A 22,393-nucleotide genomic window follows, 5' to 3' on the forward strand; every position below is an offset into this window, starting at 1 on the left:
AAAATAAAGAGGTTATAGGTCCCCACGAAGATTAGGTACAGCATTTATAGCATGTGACTTAGCTTTGTGGGCGATGGAGGGGAGAACAGGAATGGGAACCATGACAAAGCCGCAATATAAGGGCAAACGTTACCGTCTGGACAAACCGGAGCTCCTCGCTCCGGCTGGTAATTTGGAAAAATTGAAGTTCGCAGTACACTATGGTGCGGATGCTGTTTATATCGGAGGACAACAATACGGCTTGCGTTCCGGCGCAGATAATTTCAGCTTCGAGGAAATGCGCGAAGGTGTTGAATTCGCCAAGAAATATGGCGCTAAGGTATTTGTTGCAACAAACATTTATGCTCACAATGAAGATGTCGCGGGAATTGAAGAATACCTGCGTAACTTATATGAAGCTGGGATTGCTGCTATTATCGTAGCTGATCCAATCATTGTAGATACAGCACGCCGGTTAGTGCCTGGTCTTGAAGTGCATTTGAGTACACAGCAGTCTACGTTGAACTGGCAAGCGGTGTCCTTCTGGAAGGAAGAGGGGCTTCCGCGTGTTGTTTTGGGCCGTGAGACAAGCCTGGAAGAGATCGCTGAGATTAAAAAACATGTCGACATTGAAATCGAAAGCTTCATCCATGGTGCAATGTGTTCCTCGTATTCGGGCCGTTGTGTATTGTCCAACCATTTCACCGACCGTGATTCCAATCGCGGGGGCTGTTGCCAGTCTTGCCGCTGGAAATATGATTTGTTTGAGGATGCACGTCCGGAAGGGACTTGGGTGTCTGAGGAAGAGCAGGCTGAAGCGAAATCTCCAGCTCCTTTGCTTCCAGGTGTAACTCAGATTCCACTGCATCAGCAAGGAGATAATCCCTTCTCCATGGGCTCTAAGGATTTGTGTATGCTGGAAAGTATACCTGAACTGATTGAAGTGGGTATCGACAGCTTCAAGATCGAAGGACGAATGAAGTCAATCCACTATGTGGCTACTGTCGTTAATGCATATCGTAAAGCCATTGATGCTTATATGGCAGATCCGGAAGGGTATGAATTGAAGCAGGAATGGCTGGATGAGCTTAATAAAGCCGCTAACCGTCCGCTAAACACAGGATTCTTCTATGATACTCCGGATCATGAAGATCATATCTATGAGCCTGAAGAAAAAGCAGCTCCGTATGATTTTGCCGGACTTGTAATTGAATACGATGCTGAAAGTGGTACGGCACTAGTTCAACAGCGCAATCACTTTAAGCCAGGTCAGGAAGTAGAATTCTTTGGACCTAACGATACGTTCTTCAAGCAAACGGTTGGCGAAATATGGGATGAGAAAGGCAATTCGCTTGATGCCGCCCGTCATCCACTGCAACCTATTCGCATGAAGGTAGATCAACCGGTTGCATACTTTGATATGATGCGTAAGAAGAAGTTTTAATAAAAAACAGGGAAGCCTTTGGTCATCCAAGAGCCTCCCTGTTTTTCTTTTTGACAAAGCAAACAATAAGTTATATATATTAGGGATTAACAAATATCTCCAAGAGAGGAGGTGCAGCAAGCTATTTATTATGTTTAAACATACATAGGTTAAAAGTTGTAAAAAAAGTCTCGTAAAGCTAAGGAAAAAGACCTAATACGCCGATATATATATTGGTTAACGCTTTCATGCGTATTCTAATATTAGCGGGTAGGTGATCAAGATGGGGGATCCTGATCAAGATAGTATTAGTGAAAAGCATAATGAGAGAAGGTTTAGCATGAATAAAAAGAATAAGAAATCGGCGATCACAGGAAACAAGGAAACAAGCAAGATTGAAGGGGCAGTTAAGACACCTAAGTTTAATTTGAAGAATGGGATAGATTTGCGGGGACAGATCAAAAGAGTTAATCCTATGGAATCTGTTGGCGTGAAGATATTCCTGATATTTTTGTGTGCAATTGTAATTGTGGTAATGGCACTTGGACTGCTATCTTATTCAAAAGCCAAGAAGACAATTAAGAACAACGTATCGGAAGCCTACCGTCAGACTATTATTCAGACCTCAGAAAAGTTAGATATTACTTTGAAACAGTACGAGAACTTGGCTTTACAGCTTTATTTTGATGCGCAGATGCAAGAAGATTTGAAGTCTTTAGTGACTGCACAATCTTCCTATGAGAAATTTGAAGCTACAAGCGCAGTAAGTAAAAAGTTGTCCAGTCAGATTACAACGGATTCTAATATTCTTAGTGTTTCTTTGATCCCGGAGTCGCCTGATCAAGACATTGTTACAAGTGGCAGTGGCGGCATTAAGTTAGATAACATAAGAGAACAAGAATGGTATAAGAAGATTGTCGACAACACTGCATCTTATGAATCCTACTATTCTAAAGGTGATGGTGATGCAGCCAAGAACATATGGTTCTCGACAGCTGTTCAAGGTGATGGAGACAAAAATATTGCTATGGCAAGATCTCTCAAAACCCTGGGCTCAGGTACAGGATACATAGTCATCCTTGTGTTGAAGAATACATTGCTGGAGGAATCATTCGCAAGTGTACAGCTGGGAGATGGCTCTCGAATTCAACTTGTCACTCCTGATGGAACCGTAGTAGCTTCTTCGGATTCAAAAGACGATGGTAAACCTTCAGAGTTCGCTTTTATTCAGGCAAGTAAAAAGGATAACAAAAGCTTGGATGAGAAGGATACAAACGGGAAAGAAATCCTTGCTGTCTTTAATCCAATGATCCGGGCGGATTGGAAGTTGGCAGGGGTAGTCCCAACAGATGAGCTAGTAAAAGAAGCACGTCCGATTCTGTTGACTACTTTTATTGCGGCTGCTGGTGCGGCTCTGCTAGCCATAGTAATCGGGATCTGGATGGTGCGTATGATTGCTCGCCCTCTAGCACGCTTGAAGGATCTTATGGTACAAGGTGCAGGTGGTGATCTAAGTGTACGTACAGAATATGTTTCTAAAGATGAAATTGGCCAGCTATCAGCTTCCTTTAACGTGATGATGGAGCGTATTACTGAGCTTGTATCGCAAACGACAGAAACCGCTCGGGATGTGCTGGAGACCGCTGGTGAGCTTGGTGAAGCCTCACGGAAGACAGCTATTTCTGCGAAGGAAATCGCAGCCGCTACGGAAGAAATTGCCGGTGGGGCAGGCAGTCTGGCGCTTGAAGCTGAACGAGGTAATGAGCTAACAGATGTGATTGCTACGCAAATGCAGACTGTAATATATGCCAACACTGAGATGGATGAAGCAGCACGTGGGGTTGGTGAAGCTAGTGCTCAAGGCGCTAAGCAATTAACTGACCTGCTGGATCAGACTAGCCGCACTGGAGAAAAAACAAGTGCACTTGTCGAACGTGTCAACCACCTGAAGGAGACAGTATTCTCCGTAATTAAGGTGTTGGATGTGATGAAGAGTATCACACAACAGACGAATATCTTATCGTTAAATGCAACAATAGAAGCCGCTCGTGCAGGAGAAGCTGGTAAGGGCTTCATGGTAGTTGCGGGTGAAGTGCGGCAGCTTGCTGACCAATCGAAACAATCTATTGCCCTTGTTGCTGGAATTACGGATAAGATCATGGCGGAAATGAACGAAACGGAAGCTGTATTATCCGAAGTAGCACCACTGTTTAAAGAACAAGTAAGCTCCGTGAAGAGTACAAGTGATATCTTCCTGTCCGTAAAAGGACAGATGGATGAATTCATAACAAGCCTGGAATCGGTGACGACAGCGATCAGCAGTCTGAATCATTCGCAAGGTGTGTTGTCAGAGGCTATGGGGAACGTTAGCGCTGTAGCTGAGCAATCTTCAGCAACTTCCCAAGAAGTAGCTTCACTCAGTAATGAACAGCAAAATGTAAGTGATCAACTCGTTTCATTATCTGGCAAGCTGGAAAGTGCTTCAGGTCAATTGAAGGACAAGCTGTCATTATTCACTATAAAATGAGTGGATTCATCACTAATTTCTAAATTGTTTACCTAACAAAACCGCTTCTTCAACATGAAGAGGCGGTTTGTTGTTGTGTAATGAAGAACTACACCGTATAATAACTTTGTTAGGTATTTGTTATAATTTAATAACAAGTTAGGTAAAAAGTATTAAGGAGAAGGACCAAATGAAAGGTAGACGCATCTCTGGCTGGTGGTCCGTTATCGGGGACATGAGCATGGAACGCAAGCTGCTCCTCGTCTTTTTAATTATCATTACCCTCCCGCTATCCTTCATCAGTGTATTTACCTTCAAGAGCTACTCAGAATCTATTCAGGGGAACACTATTGCTTATTCTGAGAAATTAATCGATCAAATGATGGATGGAGTAGACGATTATATCGAAGATATGAAGCGTATTTCATCTATGCCCGCCTATGTGAATGATATCAAACAGAATTTAATACGTTCGAACAACTACCATGAGCAGAAAAAGATTATGGGAGGCGCAACTGGGAGTGCTGCTTTGTCGCCCGGTGATTTTGATCTTCTGTTGTCCATTCAACGGGGGATAGAGGGCAACATTTCGTTTATTAACAATATTAAGCGAGGTGCGAACTCGGTTTATATTTTTGACGCTTACGGAAATGGTTATTATTCTGCGAAGGATGGTGGCGTACGACTCGATCTCGAGCAAAGCTATAAATACTGGAGCCAGCAGACTAAGGATTCCAGCGGAGAAGCATTATTGTTCGGTACTCAAGCGTATACAAGTAATCTGCAGAGCACCCGATATGCTTTTACCGTTGTTCGCAAAATCGTGGATGGCTTGTTAAATCCAATCGGGCTGATTGCGGTTGAAGCGAATATTAGCAATTTGGAGAATCAAGTTAAGGAACTGGATAAAGTCACCCATGGGAAGTCGTTGATTGTGGATGAGAAGGGAATGGTCATCTACGACAGCGACAAGAAGCTGCTGGCCACAGATATTTCTGATTCAGACTTGTTCAAAAGAGTTGGAGGCATTTCTGGAAGCTTTTATGATACAGTCAACGGAAAAGAGCGGTTGAATATTTACTCTGGCTCTACCAAAACCAATTGGAAGGTAATTATCTCTATTCCTGTTGATGTACTGATGCGTGATGTGAAGCTGACCCGTAATACAACACTTGCTGCTACATTAAGTATCATAGTACTGGCGTTAATTATTTCGATTATTCTTTCCGTTGCCCTTACTAAATCGCTGACTCAAATGATTCAATTGATGAAAAAAGTTCAGGGCGGCGATCTGGATGTGATGTTCAGAGTTAAACGGCGTGACGAAATTGGTCTGCTGGGGCATCAATTTAATCGTATGTTAGCCCGAATCAGGCAGCTAATTCAGGATATTTACCGCATAGAAGAACAGAAAAAGGAAGCAGAGCTTCATGCGCTGCAGAGTCAAATCAATCCTCATTTTATCTATAACACACTGGAGTCCATCCGAATGACCGCCGAGCTGAATGATGATGTCGAAGCTGCGGATATGATCTCTATTCTGGGCAAACTGCTACGGTACAGTACAAGTGATCTGAGTGGCAATACGACATTGAAGCAAGAGCTTGGATATGTGCGTAATTACGTCGAGCTGCTGAACTATCGTTATCCTAACCGTTTTTTACTGGATATCGATGTGCCGAAGTCGTTAGATAATTACTCTATTATCAAGCTGGTCTTCCAGCCTATCATTGAGAATGCAGCTTACCATGGCTTAGATGATAATAAGCCGCAAATGCATTTAAGCATCCGCTGCGAGATTACAGAGCAAATGCTGTTGTTTCATATTAAAGACGACGGGATCGGAATGGATGAGAAGACTTTGGAGAAATTGAATGATGGGCTGCAGAACGAAAGTCCTCCTAAGAAAAGCATTAACGGGGGGATAGGCATGAAAAATGTACAGCAGCGAGTGCGTCTTCATTATGGAGCGGCATTTGGGATCCAGGTATATAGTGAGCTTGGACGAGGGACCGATGTTATTTTGTCGCTGCCATTACTGGAGCAGGAATTAATTAGCTTACCTGAGTAACGAAATAAGAGGGGGCTGTCCGTTGAAGGGGTTGAAATTAGAATGGACTATGCGGACCATACTGTTACTTCTCTTAGTGTTATTGAGTAGTAGCTGTGCCAATAACAATAAGCAGACGGAATCCACTCCGCCTCCAGTTGGAGACGAGGTGAAGTCTGACTTGTCCGGCACCATAGTCATGATGACCAATCGAATAGATCTGATTGAGAACGGAACTTTTCAAGGATACGCTGACCAATTTAAACAGAGATACCCCGAAGCCAATGTGGAATTTGAAGGCTTGTCCAATTATGCAACGGATATTCTGGTACGGCTGTCCACGAAAGATGCTGGTGATGTACTGTTGCTTCCGGTGAATCTTCCGTCAAAGGAGCTGGATTATTTTTTCGAACCGCTGGATGAAGAAACCGCCGCTAGTGAGCGTTTCACCTCTTTTGCTACGTATAACGGGAAACGTTATGGGCTGTCCACGGGGACTACTACGGTTGGGATTGTCTATAATAAAAAGGCATTCGAAAAAGCAGGAATAGCTACTGTTCCTAAGACGCTGGATGAATTCTACGAAGCTTGTGCGAAATTAAAACAAGCGGGTATTATCCCCCTATATATGAATTATGGAGCCGTCTGGCCTTTACGTGAATGGGGAAACAGTCTGGTTAACTATATGACAGGTAATCCAGAGTATCTAAATAATATGGTAAATGAGGATAGCCCGTGGCAGCTTGATAATGAGTGGGGGAAATCAATTTCCATTGCTCGAACCTTAATTGGTAAAGGCTATGTTGAAGATGAACTATTCTCGAACAATTGGGAGATATCGAAGACTAAGCTAGCTAAAGGTCAAGCAGGGATGTATTTACTGGGAAATTGGACGATTGGACAAGTCCTTGATGTGGGGGCTGCCCCGGATGATATTGGATTCTTCCCGTTTCCGTATGATAATAGCAGTGCTCATTATGCGCCGATCAATCCAGATTGGTTCATGGGGGTTAGTAAATATACCAAGAACAAAGAGCTTGCTATGGCGTGGTTGAATTTTTTTGTGAAGGAGACTTCCTATCGAGATGATTGGGGATTCCTTCCGGCAGATGGAAGCTTGAATCCCTCTATGTCGCAGTACCGTGAGTTTTTATCTTATAAGCCTAAGCTACTCGATGCTACTGTACAAAGTGATGCGTTCATCGAGCTGGCGAATAGAGCCAAGCTGTCCTTTTGGTCCGGGGATTATATTCAGGAGTTACTGGCTGCGCCTGATTTACAAAAGGCTTTTGACGAATTAAATGCAAAATGGAAGGAAGCGCGGGCAGGAGCGCCACAAACTTCTCAGCCTTAAAGTTAGTACTACATAAATTTGATGACATTCTCTGGAGGGTTATATATGGCTAAAAAGGTCACCATGCAAAAAATCGCTGATCATCTCGGCGTATCCAAATTCGTTGTCTCCAAGTCACTTTCGGGTAAGGGCGGCGTTAATGAGACGACAAGAGAACGAGTGATTCAAGCGGCATCGCAGCTGGGTTATTTTACGCAGAAAAATGCTTTTGTCCAAGGCATAAAACGCACCCCCCCGGTAGGTGGCGGGGATCGGAATAAGCAATCCGTGCTGGTGTTAATGCCGAATATTCGTTCTCAGACGCAGGATTCCTTGTATTGGGGAAAAATTGTGGATGGTATTGCGATTGCGCTGGATCAGGAAGGGCTTGGGATGGTCATTATCTCCGAGAACCGTGCGGATAATTTCGTTAATATTTTGAATCCCAATGGAATCCTTGGTTTGATAGGTGTGGGCCAAATCTCTACTTCCTTGCTGCTTGAGGTACACCGTATTGGTTTGCCGATGGTGTTGATTGACCATGAAGATCCGCTAATTCCAAGTGATACCGTGTTTGCGAATAATGTGGATTCTATGGCTCGACTTACGAATCATTTGATGGGCACAGGCCATACCCAAATGCATTTTATCGGCAATATTGGATTCTCACGCAGTTTCCGCGACCGGTGGATTGGCTTCCGGAGTGCGCTGGAGGAGAGCGGAATAAGACTGCCTTTGGAAGATGATGCGAATCTTTTTCTGGAAGGGGTGGAGGAAGACTTATTTCAGGAGGATTTTAAAAACTGGGTGAATAAGCGTAAAAAAGCCAAAACACTCCCGACAGCCTTGGTTTGCGCTAACGACTCCACAGCCCTTTCGGTCAGTGACATCCTCAAGGAAGAAGGGTTTAATATTCCGGAGGATATCTCGGTTACTGGCTTTGATAATATTGAGGATGCCTTAAGAGGCGTTCCACCGCTTACAACTGTTCATGTTCCTAAAGAAGCGATGGGCCGAGCCGCAGTGGAGAAACTTCTGAGCCGTATTCATAATCCTTCTGCACCGCTTGAGAAAATCCTTATCGCAGCGGACATTGTTCATCGTGATTCCGTGGATAAGCCGCGAGACTAGAACCTTGTTGATTTAAAAAGTATATAAAAGCCATGGAATCTAGTTTTGCTTGAGTAAGGGGGAATTTAGTTATGACAGAACCAGTTGCCATCCCAAAGATTGATGGCGAACAGATTCAACTACGTGGTGTGCAAGCATCCGATCTGGAGGCTTATTATAATTTTTTGCTTGATGTTGAGATGGGGCAATTAACAGGATCGCAAGGAGATTTCTCTCGTGAGCAAACGGCAGCTTGGATTCGTAAGATTAGTGTTCCAGCCGAGGATCGTGTAGATCTTATGATTATAGTAAAGGACACGGGTGAGCTCATTGGAGAAGTGGTACTAAATGAAATAGATCCGGACAATCGTAGTGCAAATATCCGGATCGGCATTTGTGGGCATGAACATCGGGGTAAGGGTTACGGGACTGAAGCTATGACTCAAATGCTACGATATGGCTTTGAAACTATGAAGCTTCATCGCATCCATCTCGGTGTATATACTTTTAACCCCAGAGCCGTTCATGTCTATGAGAAGCTTGGTTTTCAACGCGACGGTGTGGAGCGGGATGCTCTTTATGTAAACGGAGAGTTTCATAACATGATTCTGATGTCCATGCTTGAGGAGGAGTTCCGCAGTTTGTATAATTAAAAAAAGTGAATCTAGGGTAAGGAAGATTGTAAGTAACTTCCTCACCAGATTCACTATGAATATTAGTCTGTAATGTTTCCAGCCATTTTGAGGCGTTTGGCAATTTCTTTAAAGTCTTCGGGGGAGATTCCGGGAGCGAATTCCTCTTCGACTGCCGGAGCAACGGGGATCGGAAAGCCTTTAGGGGATCCTTGAATAACTTCAAGCGGAAGATTATCCTCTGGGTGGGTTCCCTTCCAAATCTGATCGATGGCGCCGAAGTCACTTTCACTCCAGGTGTATAGCTTGGTATGCACGCCTTTTTCTTCATATTTTTTTGCTTCGCTGAATGATTTATTATTTAACGAAGGAATCGGCACGAGCTTAGTTACATTAACACCTGTTGCCACTTCGATGGCTTTGGCATAAGCGACCACGTGGACACCACCACGGACTAAAAGGAATCCGACTACAGCGCGTGCAGCTGGATGGTCTGTCATTTCGTAGACCTTCATTTTATGTGTTCTGGCTCCGCATTCGAGGAAGAAGTTATGTAGCAGATCTTCCACTAGGTTGCCGCTATTAAAGACGTTTGCTCCGGTCCACGGGTTCCCCGTTGAATCAAAAGGCATAGCCCCTTGTGCACCAGCCAGAAAGTGATAGGATAGACGCGCATCTTTTGCGGACCCTAGAGGGGTGGAATCGGGCTCTTTATAACTTGTTGACCCTCGAAGACATTTGTTGATGGCATGCGAAACCAGCTCGACATGGCCAAGCTCTTCCGCTGTTATGCTCATCACCAAATCATAAAAAGGCTTCAGTTTGTCTTTTGAACGGAAATTAAAGGATTGAAAGAGGTAATTGTTAAGGGTGGACATTTCTCCGAACTTTCCGCCAAGCAATTCCTGAACAGCGGCAGCAGCATTGGGATCGGGCTTCTCAACTTCAGGAATCTCAATCATGATTTCATCCATACGTTTGAACATTAATATCTCAGCCTCCTTGGAGTTAGGGGTTACTGACCTATTTTGAGCTTAATCTATAGGAATTACTCATGAATGGGCTGAAAAGTATGGATGTGCGTCATGTAAAAGGCTTTTTGTGTCGAAAAGGCAAACGGCAAATACTATCAAATATGCAATTAAAATCACAATCAAATACGCAATCAAATACGCATAGTAACCCGCTAACGGACACAGCAGACCCTATATGCAGTATTATCCGATATTTATAATGCTAACGGACTCCAGCGCAGCTATCGGCCTAGAAAACGCCCCAAATGGGACTCTTTTCAGGGAATAATGCCCCTGGAGTCCGAAAACTTACTTTGAAGGCTAAATACATGCGAATAGCGTCATCTGAGTCCTTAAGTTACTCTGGATGATTGATATTCGCTTGAAGCAAACAGTGAATGATCAAAACGCAGAGCAGCGATCCTCCTAATATAGGAGAATCGCTGCTCTGTTGATTTTTAGGGTTTATGAACTTTTTTTACAATGCTAAATTACGATCAATAAGAGCAATACGTTGCTGTACACAAGCATAAGAACGAAGGGGATCCTCTGGAGTGTTCAGCACATAATCTAACATTTGGTCAACGGTAGTTGTAGCCACATGGATACGAGTGTCGGAGGAGGCGTAGTAAATATAGATTTCACCGTTATCACGTGCAATCACGCCATTACAGAACACGACATTGGAGACATCGCCGACACGTTCTTCACCGTCTGGCGCGATGAAATGACCGCCAGGTGAATGAGTAACTTTGTTTGGCTCATCCAGGTCAGATAAGAAAGCATATAGCACGTAGCGGAGTCCAGCAGCTGTGTTGCGTACACCATGAGCAATATGCAGCCAGCCTTTTGCAGTTTTGATTGGAGCTGGACCTTGGCCATTTTTAACTTCCTTGATGGTATGGTAGTAGCGTTCGTCCATGATAGTCTCGCTGGTAATTACGGCATCTTCAATTGTATCCGAGAGTCCCCAGCCAATACCGCCACCGGAACCTGCATCGATAAAGCCATCTTGTGGGCGAGTGTAGAAAGCGTATTTTCCATCTACAAATTCAGGGTGTAGCACGACATTACGCTGCTGAGCAGAGCCTGTTTTGAGATCCGCCAGACGTTCCCAGGTCTTCAGATCTTTGGTGCGAACAATACCACACTGTGCTACTGCGCTAGAAAGGTCACCATGTGGAGCTTCTGGATCTTTGCGTTCTGTACAGAAGAGGCCGTAGATCCAGCCATCTTCATGGCTAACGAGGCGCATGTCGTAGACGTTGATATCAGGAACTTCTGTCTCCGGCAGCACAACTGGATGATCCCAGAAGCGGAAGCCGTCCACGCCATTGTCGCTTTCTGCTACAGCGAAAAAAGATTTGCGGTCATTGCCTTCCACGCGAGCAACAAGATAGAATTTGCCATTCAGTGCAATAGCACCCGGGTTGAAGACGCCGTTGACGCCAATTCTTTCGGCAAAATAAGGGTTGGTATCTGGGTTAAAATCATAACGCCAGATTAAGGGCGCATGCTCAGCAGTTAGCAGTGGATGAGCATATCGGTCATAAATACCGTTTCCATAAGGAAGCTTTTCGTTCTTGCGAGCGATCAGGGCTTCATAACGTTCTGTTAATTGTTGTTTGCGTTCTTGGAATAATGATGACATTAGACAGTCTCCTTTATAGTTGATTTCAGTCGTGCGATCATTTCGAAGCAGGCTCTGCTGTTATGATAAGGACATTTCCAGGCGCTAACCTTTGATCCGTGAGGCAGGGGCTGAAGGTTCTCGTCCACGCCCCAGTACCATTCACCCAGCTTGTGATCCACCATGTATTTATCGATAAAAGTCCAGGAGGCTTGGGCAGCCTCATTAAATTTGCTGTTACCAGTCAGCTGATAAGCATTATAGAATCCAACAACCGCCTCAGCTTGCGGCCACCAATCTTTATCTTTGCTCAGCAGCCCGCTTGGGTCAGCTTCATTCCATATCCCTCCATCGCTATCAATACCTTCCGCAAGAACGGCTTCTGCCATGGAGACAGCGACTGTTCGCACACGCTGCAGCAGTTGCTCTTCTCCAAGGGTTTCAGCGGCTTCCACCAACAGCCAGCTTCCTTCGATGTCATGTCCGTAGGAGATAATATCTGATTTCACATTCCATGCCTCATCTAAGAAAAGATGAAAATGCTGGCCTTCCTGATCAATGATATGATCCAGCATCGTTTCGATTAGCTCAGTTAGTGTGCTCTTTAGTTCCTCCGACTTCCATACTCGATAGAGACCGGTATACGCTTCCAGAACATGCAGATGGGTATTCATAGATTTTTTTTCATTCATATCCTTGCTGCTGAGACTGAGGTTATCAGTGATTTGCCATTCCCGTGATAAAGCTTCGACATAACCTTTATAAATAGAATCATAGCCGTATTTCTCAACTAGCTGGAATAATTGAATCGCATCCTCTAAGACTTCTGGACGTCCGGTCGCATGGTAGAATTCAGCCAGTGCGTAGATAGCAAAGGATTGGCCATAGATCTGCTTTTTCTCTTGAGAAGGTCTGCCCTCAGCATCCACCATCCAGTATAATCCGCCATACTCTTTATCAATGAAGTGTTCCATCAGGTAGGTATAAGCACGTTCTGCCATCGCCAGATATTCCGGTTTACCGTAGATCCGGTAAGCGCTCGCAAAGGACCAAAGAATCCGGGCATTAAGCACAAGGCTTTTCTCTGCGTTAGGAGTAATGTTCAGCTGATTGTCGATTTCACCTATAAAACCGCCGTTCACTTCGTCCTTCGTCTGTTTCATCCAAAAACTAAGAATATTATCCTTCAGCTCATCCTCAAGTTGGGTCAACCATAATTCTGGTGAATTAATCATTGTAATCAGTCACTCCTCACATTATTTGGTGATTTTTGAGGTGAAATATTCGTTGATGATCCCAGCGGCTTGCTTACCGTACATACAGTAATCATCATTCTGTACTGCTTCTTCAATTGGATAAAGATGAGTAGGCCAATCCCAGAGCATAAAGCCCTGAACCCAATCTCTGTGCTCACAGCCTTGAAACATTGCCTGATAGAATTTACTCTGTTCTTCTTGACTTGGTTCGCCCTTTAAGGTCCAATCATTGGGAATCGCGGCGCTTCCGCTCCGGCTTGGGCAACCCGCTTCCATGAAAAAGAACGGCTTATTCTGTGAGTGCACCACTTGCTCAATCCGGTCGAGCTGAGCCTCCCAATCACTAGCTGGATAATACCCACTTGAAGAAATCACATCGAGCGCATCCCACCAGGTTACGTTATCCTCCTGATACTTATCGCAATTATAAGTAAGAATACCTGAGTAGACCTTCCGCACCTCAGCAATAAGCGAACGCCATTCGGCTTCGCGTCTATCCGTCTGTACAAGCTCACAGCCAATACAGAACATTTCACAGCCTGTTTCCTCAGCGATAGCGGCATAGTGCAGAATAAATTTAGTATAAGAGCTGAACCACTCAGACCATTTAGGCTCGCAAGGGACATCCTTATCAAAAAAGTTAATATGGGCACGCCAAGTTCCGTCAGCACAATTAACAATCGGCTTCAGGCATACTTTTAGCTGCAGTGACTTCGCTTTGCTGATAGCCCATTTCACTTCTTCGTCGCTAACGGTTGGAGCCTCCCAGTAGGGAATTTCCGTAGAATGAGCGGTAGCTTGAAGCGCGCTGAGCGCAATGGCCGTCCAGTTCGCTCCGGTGACAGAGGACATTAATTCCAGCGAACACTCAGCTTCTTCTGTTGTCCATGAACCACGTCTACCCGAGAAACCCCAGGTTACGCCTGCAATGTATTCGTTGTTTAACATCATCGAGAATCCTCACTTTACACACAAAAATAGAAAAATTAGCAATCTTCATTTTGTTAGATAGTTATTATTGTTTTGTTAGTTTATAATAACAACTTAATTTAGTTATATACTTTTTCGCAGATGATTTCAAGGACAATTTGTAGTTGAAGCTGGGAAATTTGAATAACTTTAGTTATAGTAAATATAAGACTATAAAAGGGCGCAATCGTACATTGACGTAATACATGGGGAGATACTATTCGTGATGATAGCGCAATCATAATAACTGGCGGATACAACTGGAGGGAATTACTCAAATGATAAATGTTATGATTGCGGACGACGAGGAAGTCATTCGCAGGGGGCTCGAAAAAATCACATCCAGAATGGAAATAGACGTACATGTAATTGGATCTTACGGCAACGGGTTGGAAGCCTGGGAACATTTAGAAAAGTTATCCCGGGAGGATATAGATCTGCTTATTACAGATATCAAAATGCCTAGAATGGATGGTTTTAAGCTGATTGAACAGGCTAGAGACCATATGGAGGATATCCCTATTGCTGTCCTTAGCGGTTTTAGTGAATTTGAATATGCCCGTCGAGCGATCCGTCATGGGGTGATGGATTATTTGCTTAAACCGATTGATAAGACTCAGCTATATGAACTGCTTAAGAGAGTAGAGGATGTAAAGAAAAAGACCGTGACGGAGCATGAGGAGATTTTCTCACAAGCTGCGGATGGTGGAGAACATTATGTAGTTGAGCAGACAAAAAGTATTCTGGAGAGAGAGTATGATCAGAACTTCGAGCTTGAACGCCTAGCGGAGATGGTGGGCATGAATGCGAGTTATCTCAGCCGTTTGTTCAAATTAAAGACGGGGCAGACGATCACAGACTATCTGATTCGGATTAGAATTTCTAAAGCAAAGGAACTGTTAATGGAGCATCCTGACCTGAAAAATTATGAAATTGCCGAGAAGGTGGGTTATAGCGATCCGGTATATTTTAATAAATTGTTCAAGAAAATGTGTGGTATGACACCTAAGGATTATAAAAGCGGCTGTAAATTCCCGAAAATTGAACGTGAGTTTTAGGCATATATAGGAAGTTATTTATTAGGAGGGCGAAAAGCTCTCTTTTTTTGTGGATATTTTTATAAATTAGATAACAAAATTGTTATAAGTAAAACAAAAATAACAAATACAAGACCAGAAAAAGCAATTGAAACCATCGTTTTGCGTCGAAAATAGATTTATAATGGGTTTGTAAGCGATATCATCACTTGTTTTCAAGAGTAATTCAGATAATCCGGTATTAATGGCTACTCTTTCAAGTTATGAGTGATGATAAAAGTTATTATTTTTGTTATTTACCTAAAACTAGAGTTGAATTGAAGAGAGGGGTCGTAACAGCATGAAAAAAGGCAAAACAATGATGGGCTTGATGGCACTAACACTTGTGGCGGGATTGTTTAGCGGTTGTTCCTCAAACAACAACACTAACAATGAAGCTGCTAAAAACACAGGAAACAATGGTTCTTCAGCAGAGGCAACTGCTCCAGCTGATGGTACAGCAGCCAAGGATATCAAAGGGGATATCACAGTCATAACGCAAAGAACAGATATTGTTGATACCGTATTCAAAGAGTATGCGGCTAAATTTAATGAGAAATATCCTGATGTAAAGGTGAACTTTGAAGCGCTCGCTACTTACGAAGATCAAATTAAAATTCGTATGAGCACTAGTGATTATGGCGACGTTCTTTTGTTACCTACTAGCATAGCTGTAAAAGATATTCCTGATTTCTTCGAACCCCTTGGCAAGCTTGAAGAAATGAGCAAACAATACACAGGGTTGGAAGAACGTGCAGTAGACGGAGTTGCCTATGGTATTCCGATGACTATCAACTTTAACGGGATTATCTATAACAAACAAGTCTTCAAAGATGCCGGAATTACAGAGGTTCCCAAAACCCCTGAACAATTCTTGACTGCTCTGCAGACTATTAAAGACAAAACACAAGCTGTTCCTCTTTACACAAATTACGCAGCAGGCTGGACATTGACACAATGGGAAGCGGATCTGGCTACAGTAGCTGGTGACCGTGATTATGTGAACATTGCTCAAGTGGCTAGCGACGACAACTATGTAGCGGGTCAACCACACTATGAATTGTACAAAATTCTGTACGATGCAGCACAAAAAGGTTTGATTGAAGAAGATCCAACTACAACAGACTGGGAATCTTCCAAAGCTGATCTGGCCAACGGAAAAATTGGGACTATGGTGCTTGGATCTTGGGCAATTGGGCAAATCAAAGGCCTGGCTACAAATCCAGACGATGTTGGATTTATGCCTTTCCCAACCAATGCGGATAAAATCCTTGTGCCGCTTGCTGGGGACTACAATCTGGGTGTCAGCGTGCACAGTAAAAACAAAGAAGCTGCTAGAGCTTGGGTGGATTGGTTCATCAACGAATCTAACTATCCTACAACTGAAGGCGGCGGTATGAGCCCGGCTATCGGTGCAGAGCTTCCAGAAATCCTGAAACAATATGAAGGTACAGATGTAACCTTTGATACTCTTGCTCCTGCTAAAGCTGGTGAAGAAGGCTGGTCTGATGAAATCGACAAACAAGCTGAGATCGGTGCTTGGCAGCCAGACTTCAAGAAACGGATTATTGAAGCAGCGATTGGCAACAGAAAAGAATCCTATGATGACATCATGAAAGACCTGAACGACAAGTGGAAAGCCGCTCGCGCTAAAGTCACAGCACAGTAACAACTATAAGCTTCTTAGATGCTATAGGCGGTAGTGAATGTGGGAGGGGATATGCTAACAAGCATTTCCCCCTTCACATTTAAACGAGTCTTAAATAAATGAGGATGCTTTTTCTGGAGGTGTATCGGGTGTTTAAGTTTTCAAATTTGAGCTATAAAAATCAAAGAATCGCTATCATCATCTTATTCTCATTAGTGCCGATATTGTTGCTGCTCACATTCGCTTATTATCCAGTCATCAGTATGTTTCGGTACAGCTTCACCAGTTGGAATGGATTGAGCAAAAATATGGAATATGTCGGTTTAGAAAACTACAAGACCATTTTTACGAAACCTGAGTATTTTTCTGTGTTTAAGGTCAGTTTGTATTATTTCTTTACCACCTTTATTCAGATGGCACTTGCCTTGTATTTTGCAACCATCTTGAGCTTTAGTGTTCGCATGAAAAACTTGTTTAAAGGGATTTTGTTCTTCCCGACCTTGCTAAACGGTGTAGCAATCGGTTTTATCTTCCTGTTCTTTTTCAAACCAGATGGAACGTTAGATACGATTCTCAATCTGATTGGGCTTGGCAGTCTGCAGCAGAAGTGGCTTCTAAATCCTAATTTGATTAACTTCTCGCTCGCAGGTGCGTCACTGTGGAGATACATGGGAATGAACTTCCTGATTTTCCTCGGAGCTATTTCTTCTATTGGTAAGGATATCTATGAGGCCGCTGAAATTGACGGTGCAAACAGATGGCATCAGTTTATGCATATTATTTTGCCAAGCATTAAACGTATTCTGCAATTGAACTTGATTCTTGCGGTTAGTGGCGCCATTGGGGTATTCGAAATTCCATACGTCATGACAGGCGGATCTAACGGAAGTAGTACATTCGTAATTCAGACGGTCGATGTAGCTTTCAAATACAGCAAGGTTGGTTTGGCATCGGCGATGGCCGTGGTATTGCTGGGTATTGTTATCATCGTTACTATTTTGCAGCGCGTTCTGATCAAGGAGGAGAAATAAACTATGCATTCTGTAAAATATACCACTGCTAGTATATTCAAATATCTCACCTTGATTTTGGGAGCACTTGTAGCTTTGATACCTATCGTGGTCGTGTTTTTCGCTTCATTAAAAACCGGAGCCGAATATGCTTCTACCGGACCGTTAACGCTGCCAGAGAATTGGTTGAATTTCTCCAACTACACTAAGGCTTTTGTAGACGGAAAAATGCTGCTCGGTTTTAAAAATACTGTCATTATCGTTGTGATTTCTATTGCGGGTGCTACGTTGACGGGTTCGATGATGGCTTATATTTTATCGCGCTTCAAATTTAAAGGCAGTAAGATCCTAATTAGTATGTTCCTGATTGCCACCCTGATTCCAGGTGTAACTACACAAGTAGCTACTTTCCAAATCATCAATCACTTGGGATTATTTAATACCAGATGGGCACCAATCGTTATGTACTTGGGCACGGATATTATCGCTGTTTATATCTTCATGCAGTTTTTGGACTCGATCTCCGAGTCACTGGATGAATCCGCGATGCTGGACGGAGCTTCGTATTGGACGATTTATTGGAGAATTATTTTGCCACTGTTGAAGCCGGCGATTGTAACTGTAGTGATCGTGAAGGGTGTTAATATTTATAACGATTTTTACACCCCTTTCCTTTATATGCCGAAAACAGATCTGCAAACGATCTCCACAGCACTCTTTAAGTTTAAAGGTCCATATGGATCGCAGTGGGAAGTAATATGTGCGGCGATTATGATCGCAATTATACCTACATTGGTTGTGTTTACCGCCTTGCAAAAATATATCTACAATGGTTTTTCGCAAGGTTCTGTAAAGTGAGCTCAACAGTAAATTTAATAACAGTACTAGATAAAATAGCATACTGAAAAGTTGCATACATTTGGAGGGAAAACTAATGAGTGAAGTAAAATTGGTTGGAGCAAGTGCAATTAACATCCCGAACATGCCTTGGCAAGAAAAGCCTGCTGGCTACGAGAATCCGATTTGGAGACATAATGATAACCCGGTTATCAAAAGAAATCCTGCAAAAGGTGTAGCCCGTATTTTCAATAGTGCGGTTGCTGCGTATGAAGGCAGTTTTATTGGTGTATTTCGTGTAGAAGATAACACTACTCGTCCGCATCTGCGTATGGGACATAGTGTGGATGGTTTAGATTGGAAAATCGATGATGAGCCGATCCGATTTATAGATGAAGAAGGTAATCCTTATCAGCCGCGTTATGCTTACGATCCGCGTCTGGTGAAGGTTGAAGATACATTTTATATTATCTGGTGTACAGATTTCTACGGAGCAGCTATTGGGGTAGCAAAAACACAAGATTTCAAAACATTTATCAGCTTGGAAAACCCATTCCTGCCATTCAACCGGAACGGCGTACTGTTCCCTAGAAAAATCAACAACAACTTCGTGATGTTGTCCCGTCCAAGTGACAGTGGCCATACGCCATTTGGTGATGTATTCCTTAGTGAGAGCCCTGACTTCGTATATTGGGGAAAACACCGCCATGTAATGACCAAGGGTGGTCAAGGCTGGTGGCAAAGTGTCAAAATTGGTGGCGGACCAGCGCCGATTGAAACTACTGAAGGCTGGTTGATGTTCTACCATGGCGTAACTGGAACGTGCAATGGTCTTGTGTATAGTATGGGAGCGGTTATTTTGGACATCAATGAGCCCTCGAAAGTAAAATATCGCTCGAAGAACTTTGTATTAACGCCAGAAGAATGGTACGAGGAAAGAGGTTTTGTGAATAACGTACTGTTCCCATGTGCTACTCTGCATGATGCAGAAACCGGCCGTATCGCCATCTATTATGGCGCTGCTGATACTTATGTAGGCGTTGCTTATACAACGGTTAATGAAATCGTCAACTATGTCATCGAAACCCATGAAGAGGTTGGCGATGATGCAGGTTTAGGCAAAATCTAATTGGACTTAATAACCTATATTTTCAGTGAACTTGCTAGAGTTCCGGAGAATTGCGTAGCGTAGAGTTCGCAAGAAGTGTTTTGGGTTTGGTGTGTTGAATGTTGTTGGGTGTGCTCAGTGCGGAGGTTGCCTTGTGCGACCTCCGTGTTCTGTTGCAGATTGTACAACAGAACGGCACATTATCGCCTGTAATAGATAAGTAGCAGGCTAGGGGGAAATTCGGCTCTGTTGGCGATTCTGATCACTCTGTTGTTTAGTCACTCTGTGGCTTGGTCACTCTATGGCTCTGACGTAAATAGTTGCACTTTGTGCATTTAAACTAACATTTCTTTGGTCACTAGGCGATATAGTTGCACTTCGTGCAACTATATCAGCGAAGTAACCACCAAAAGCTCCTTTTGCCGTTTTTTAGTTGTACAAAGTGCAACTAAGATTAGAAACAAATATATTTCAGCTGTAATAGCTGCACAAAGTGCAACTATCCAGCCAGAAGCTGTTACTGTGCCGATTATAAAGAAGTTAATAGGCGAGGTGGAAATGTGGGTGTTGTGAAGGCAATAGGAAGGTAGCGTGTAAGTGGAATGTGAGTGGTTGTAGAGGTAATAAGAAGGTAGTAAGTACGTGGAGTGTGATTAGTTGTGAAGGCAATAAGAAGATAGCGGATAAGTGGAATGTGAGTGGTTGTAGAGGTAATAAGAAGGTAGTAGGTACGTGGAATATGATTAGTTGTGGAGGTAATAGGCAAGCAGCGAGTGAGTGGTGAATGTGGCTCTGTTGGCGCTTCTGCTACTCTGTTGCTTAGTTACTCTATGGCTTGGTCACTCTATGGCTCTGACGTAAATAGTTGCACTATGTGCACTTAAACTAACATTTCTTTGGTTACTAGGCGATATAATTGCACTTCGTGCAACTATATCAGCCAAGTAACCACCAAAAGCTCCTTTTACCGTTTTTTAGTTGTACAAAGTGCAACTAAAAGGGAAAAAACACATATTCAGCTATAATAGCTGCACAAAGTACAACTATCCAGCCAGAAGCTGTTACTGTGCCGATTATAAAGAAGTTAATAGGCAAGATGGAAAATGTGGGTGTTGTGACGGCAATAGGAAGGTAGCGTGCAAGTGGAATGTGAGTGGTTGTGGAGGTAATAAGAAGGTAGTAGGTACGTGGAATGTGATTAGTTGTGAAGGCAATAAGAAGGTAGCGGATAAGTGGAATGTGAGTGGTTGTAGAGGTAATAAGAAGGTAGTAGGTACGTGGAATATGATTAGTTGTGGAGGTAATAGGCAAACAGCGAGTGAGTGGTGAATGTGGCTCTGTTGGCGTTTCTGCTACTCTGCTACTCTGCTACTCTGTTGCTTAGTTACTCTATGGCTCAGACGTAAATAGTTGCACTCTGTGCACTTAAACTAACTATACCTAAGGTGCTAAGCGATATAATTGCACTTCGTGCAACTATATCAGCGAAGTAACCACCAAAAGCTCCTTTTACCGTTTTTTAGTTGTACAAAGTGCAACTAGGAGGGAAAACACACATATTCAACTGTAATAGCTGCACAAAGTGCAACTATCCAGCCTCGGAGCTGCGACTAAACTATCCAGTCGCAGAAAACCCAACTATCCGATCTCACTATCCCATCTCACTATCCCATCCCACTATTCCATCGCAACTATCCATACATCAACGGAAAACCCATATGGGGTTTTCCGATTCTATCTAGCATAGTAACTCTAACGTTGCTTCGCGGTTACGAACAGCAAGCGAACAATATCGTTACATAACTTAAGGAGGAACAATATTTTGGGAAGCGACATGAATTTGTCACAGTTAAAGGAATATAACGGAAGTAGTCCAAAACCGGATGATTTCGAGCAATTTTGGGAGCGGGCATTGCGTGATCTGGATGCACAGGCGCTGGATTATGAACTGGAACCAGCGGAGTTTGTCAGTGAACTTGCGGAATGTTTTCATTTGTATTTTACCGGAGTTGGCGGTGCAAGAATCCATTGCAAATATGTAAGACCGAAGAACAGCGTACATAAAAAAGGTCCCGGTGTAGTGATGTTCCATGGATACTCCTGTGACAGCGGGGATTGGATGGAGAAGGTGGCATATGCTGCTCACGGGATTAGCGTCCTGGCGATGGATTGTCGCGGCCAGGGTGGCCTCTCCGAAGATAACCTTACCGTAAAAGGGACTACGATACGCGGACATATCATTCGAGGGATGGATGATCCTAATCCTGATAACCTTTATTATCGCAATGTGTTCTTGGATACGGCACAGACTGCCCGAGTTCTGATGTCTATGGATGAAGTTGATCCTGAACGTGTAGGTGCCTTTGGACTATCTCAAGGTGGAGCGCTGACTGTGGCTTGTGCAGCATTAGAGCCTCGCATAAAAATAGCCCTGCCTGTATATCCCTTCCTTTCAGATTATAAACGTGCTTGGGAGCTGGATATTACCACTTCAGCTTATGAGGAGATCAACTATTATTTCCGGTTTTTTGATCCCCATCATTTGCGTGAGGATGAGATTTTTAATAGGCTCGGTTATATCGATATTCAGAATCTTGCCGAAAGAATACAGGCCAAAGTACTGTGGGTTACCGGGTTATCCGATACGATTTGTCCACCTTCAACTCAATTCGCCGCATACAATAAAATACTAGCGTCCAAAGAGCTTATGGTTTATTATGAGTACGGTCATGAGTATTTACCATATCTTGCCGATCGGGCGTTGGAATTGTTCATGACCTTGTAAGAGATAAGCCAGCAGGCATAACTGAAGA

The 22,393-nt window shown here is 43.4% G+C and carries 16 protein-coding genes; 12 read left to right on the top strand and 4 right to left on the bottom strand.

Features of this window, described 5'->3' with window-relative positions:
- Window positions 1-91 precede the first annotated feature (91 nt).
- The 6 genes from MHB37_RS07995 to MHB37_RS08020 all read left to right on the top strand — a co-directional run bounded on the left by MHB37_RS07995 (window position 92) and on the right by MHB37_RS08020 (window position 9,054).
- Window positions 92-1,423, top strand: coding sequence for a U32 family peptidase (locus tag MHB37_RS07995; RefSeq protein ID WP_036675585.1), 1,332 nt, complete (start codon window positions 92-94; stop codon window positions 1,421-1,423).
- Between the two features lie 319 nt (window positions 1,424-1,742).
- Window positions 1,743-3,929 (top strand): methyl-accepting chemotaxis protein, encoded by a 2,187-nt coding sequence (locus MHB37_RS08000; RefSeq protein WP_248547696.1) that lies wholly within the window; start codon window positions 1,743-1,745, stop codon window positions 3,927-3,929.
- A 169-nt stretch (window positions 3,930-4,098) separates the two neighbouring features.
- The gene (locus MHB37_RS08005; protein ID WP_076308693.1) at window positions 4,099-5,979 is read left to right on the top strand and encodes a sensor histidine kinase; all 1,881 of its coding nucleotides are present in this window, start codon (window positions 4,099-4,101) and stop codon (window positions 5,977-5,979) included.
- 22 nt (window positions 5,980-6,001) lie between these two features.
- Window positions 6,002-7,312, top strand: a complete 1,311-nt coding sequence (locus MHB37_RS08010; protein WP_341144022.1) for an extracellular solute-binding protein — start codon at window positions 6,002-6,004, stop codon at window positions 7,310-7,312.
- Window positions 7,313-7,357: 45 nt separating this feature from the next.
- Window positions 7,358-8,422: a LacI family DNA-binding transcriptional regulator gene (locus tag MHB37_RS08015; protein ID WP_076126305.1), complete on the top strand. Its 1,065-nt coding sequence runs from the start codon at window positions 7,358-7,360 to the stop codon at window positions 8,420-8,422.
- A 71-nt stretch (window positions 8,423-8,493) separates the two neighbouring features.
- The gene (locus MHB37_RS08020; RefSeq protein WP_405169131.1) at window positions 8,494-9,054 is read left to right on the top strand and encodes a GNAT family N-acetyltransferase; all 561 of its coding nucleotides are present in this window, start codon (window positions 8,494-8,496) and stop codon (window positions 9,052-9,054) included.
- 62 nt (window positions 9,055-9,116) lie between these two features.
- On the opposite strand, the gene MHB37_RS08025 is transcribed toward MHB37_RS08020, so the two are convergent.
- The 4 genes from MHB37_RS08025 to MHB37_RS08040 all read right to left on the bottom strand — a co-directional run bounded on the left by MHB37_RS08025 (window position 9,117) and on the right by MHB37_RS08040 (window position 13,883).
- Window positions 9,117-10,019: a manganese catalase family protein gene (locus MHB37_RS08025; RefSeq protein WP_076126309.1), complete on the bottom strand. Its 903-nt coding sequence runs from the start codon at window positions 10,017-10,019 to the stop codon at window positions 9,117-9,119.
- Between the two features lie 505 nt (window positions 10,020-10,524).
- Entirely contained in the window at window positions 10,525-11,697 is a 1,173-nt protein-coding gene (locus tag MHB37_RS08030) for a glycosidase (protein WP_339172473.1), read from the bottom strand.
- Window positions 11,697-12,911: an AGE family epimerase/isomerase gene (locus MHB37_RS08035; protein WP_340395236.1), complete on the bottom strand. Its 1,215-nt coding sequence runs from the start codon at window positions 12,909-12,911 to the stop codon at window positions 11,697-11,699. Before MHB37_RS08035 ends, MHB37_RS08030 begins: the two co-directional genes overlap by 1 nt.
- Window positions 12,912-12,932: 21 nt before the next feature.
- The gene (locus MHB37_RS08040) at window positions 12,933-13,883 is read right to left on the bottom strand and encodes a glycoside hydrolase family 113 (protein ID WP_076281104.1); all 951 of its coding nucleotides are present in this window, start codon (window positions 13,881-13,883) and stop codon (window positions 12,933-12,935) included.
- 296 nt (window positions 13,884-14,179) lie between these two features.
- Between MHB37_RS08040 and MHB37_RS08045 the strand changes: the two genes are divergently transcribed.
- The 6 genes from MHB37_RS08045 to MHB37_RS08070 all read left to right on the top strand — a co-directional run bounded on the left by MHB37_RS08045 (window position 14,180) and on the right by MHB37_RS08070 (window position 22,365).
- Window positions 14,180-14,959 (top strand): response regulator, encoded by a 780-nt coding sequence (locus MHB37_RS08045; RefSeq protein WP_076126317.1) that lies wholly within the window; start codon window positions 14,180-14,182, stop codon window positions 14,957-14,959.
- A gap of 319 nt (window positions 14,960-15,278) precedes the next feature.
- The gene (locus MHB37_RS08050) at window positions 15,279-16,646 is read left to right on the top strand and encodes an ABC transporter substrate-binding protein (protein ID WP_076134055.1); all 1,368 of its coding nucleotides are present in this window, start codon (window positions 15,279-15,281) and stop codon (window positions 16,644-16,646) included.
- 128 nt (window positions 16,647-16,774) lie between these two features.
- Window positions 16,775-17,656 carry a carbohydrate ABC transporter permease gene (locus tag MHB37_RS08055; RefSeq protein WP_036675555.1) on the top strand — a complete coding sequence of 294 codons (882 nt, stop codon included), beginning with the start codon at window positions 16,775-16,777 and terminating at the stop codon, window positions 17,654-17,656.
- Window positions 17,657-17,659: 3 nt separating this feature from the next.
- Window positions 17,660-18,493 carry a carbohydrate ABC transporter permease gene (locus MHB37_RS08060; protein WP_076126321.1) on the top strand — a complete coding sequence of 278 codons (834 nt, stop codon included), beginning with the start codon at window positions 17,660-17,662 and terminating at the stop codon, window positions 18,491-18,493.
- 76 nt (window positions 18,494-18,569) lie between these two features.
- The gene (locus tag MHB37_RS08065) at window positions 18,570-19,601 is read left to right on the top strand and encodes a glycoside hydrolase family 130 protein (RefSeq protein ID WP_036675546.1); all 1,032 of its coding nucleotides are present in this window, start codon (window positions 18,570-18,572) and stop codon (window positions 19,599-19,601) included.
- A 1,801-nt stretch (window positions 19,602-21,402) separates the two neighbouring features.
- Entirely contained in the window at window positions 21,403-22,365 is a 963-nt protein-coding gene (locus tag MHB37_RS08070) for an alpha/beta fold hydrolase (protein ID WP_143762377.1), read from the top strand.
- The last annotated feature ends 28 nt before the right edge of the window (window positions 22,366-22,393 follow it).

Origin of the sequence: Paenibacillus sp. FSL H3-0286, from assembly GCF_045040705.1 — a bacterium.
GTDB classification, from domain to species: Bacteria; Bacillota; Bacilli; order Paenibacillales; family Paenibacillaceae; genus Paenibacillus_AQ; species Paenibacillus_AQ odorifer.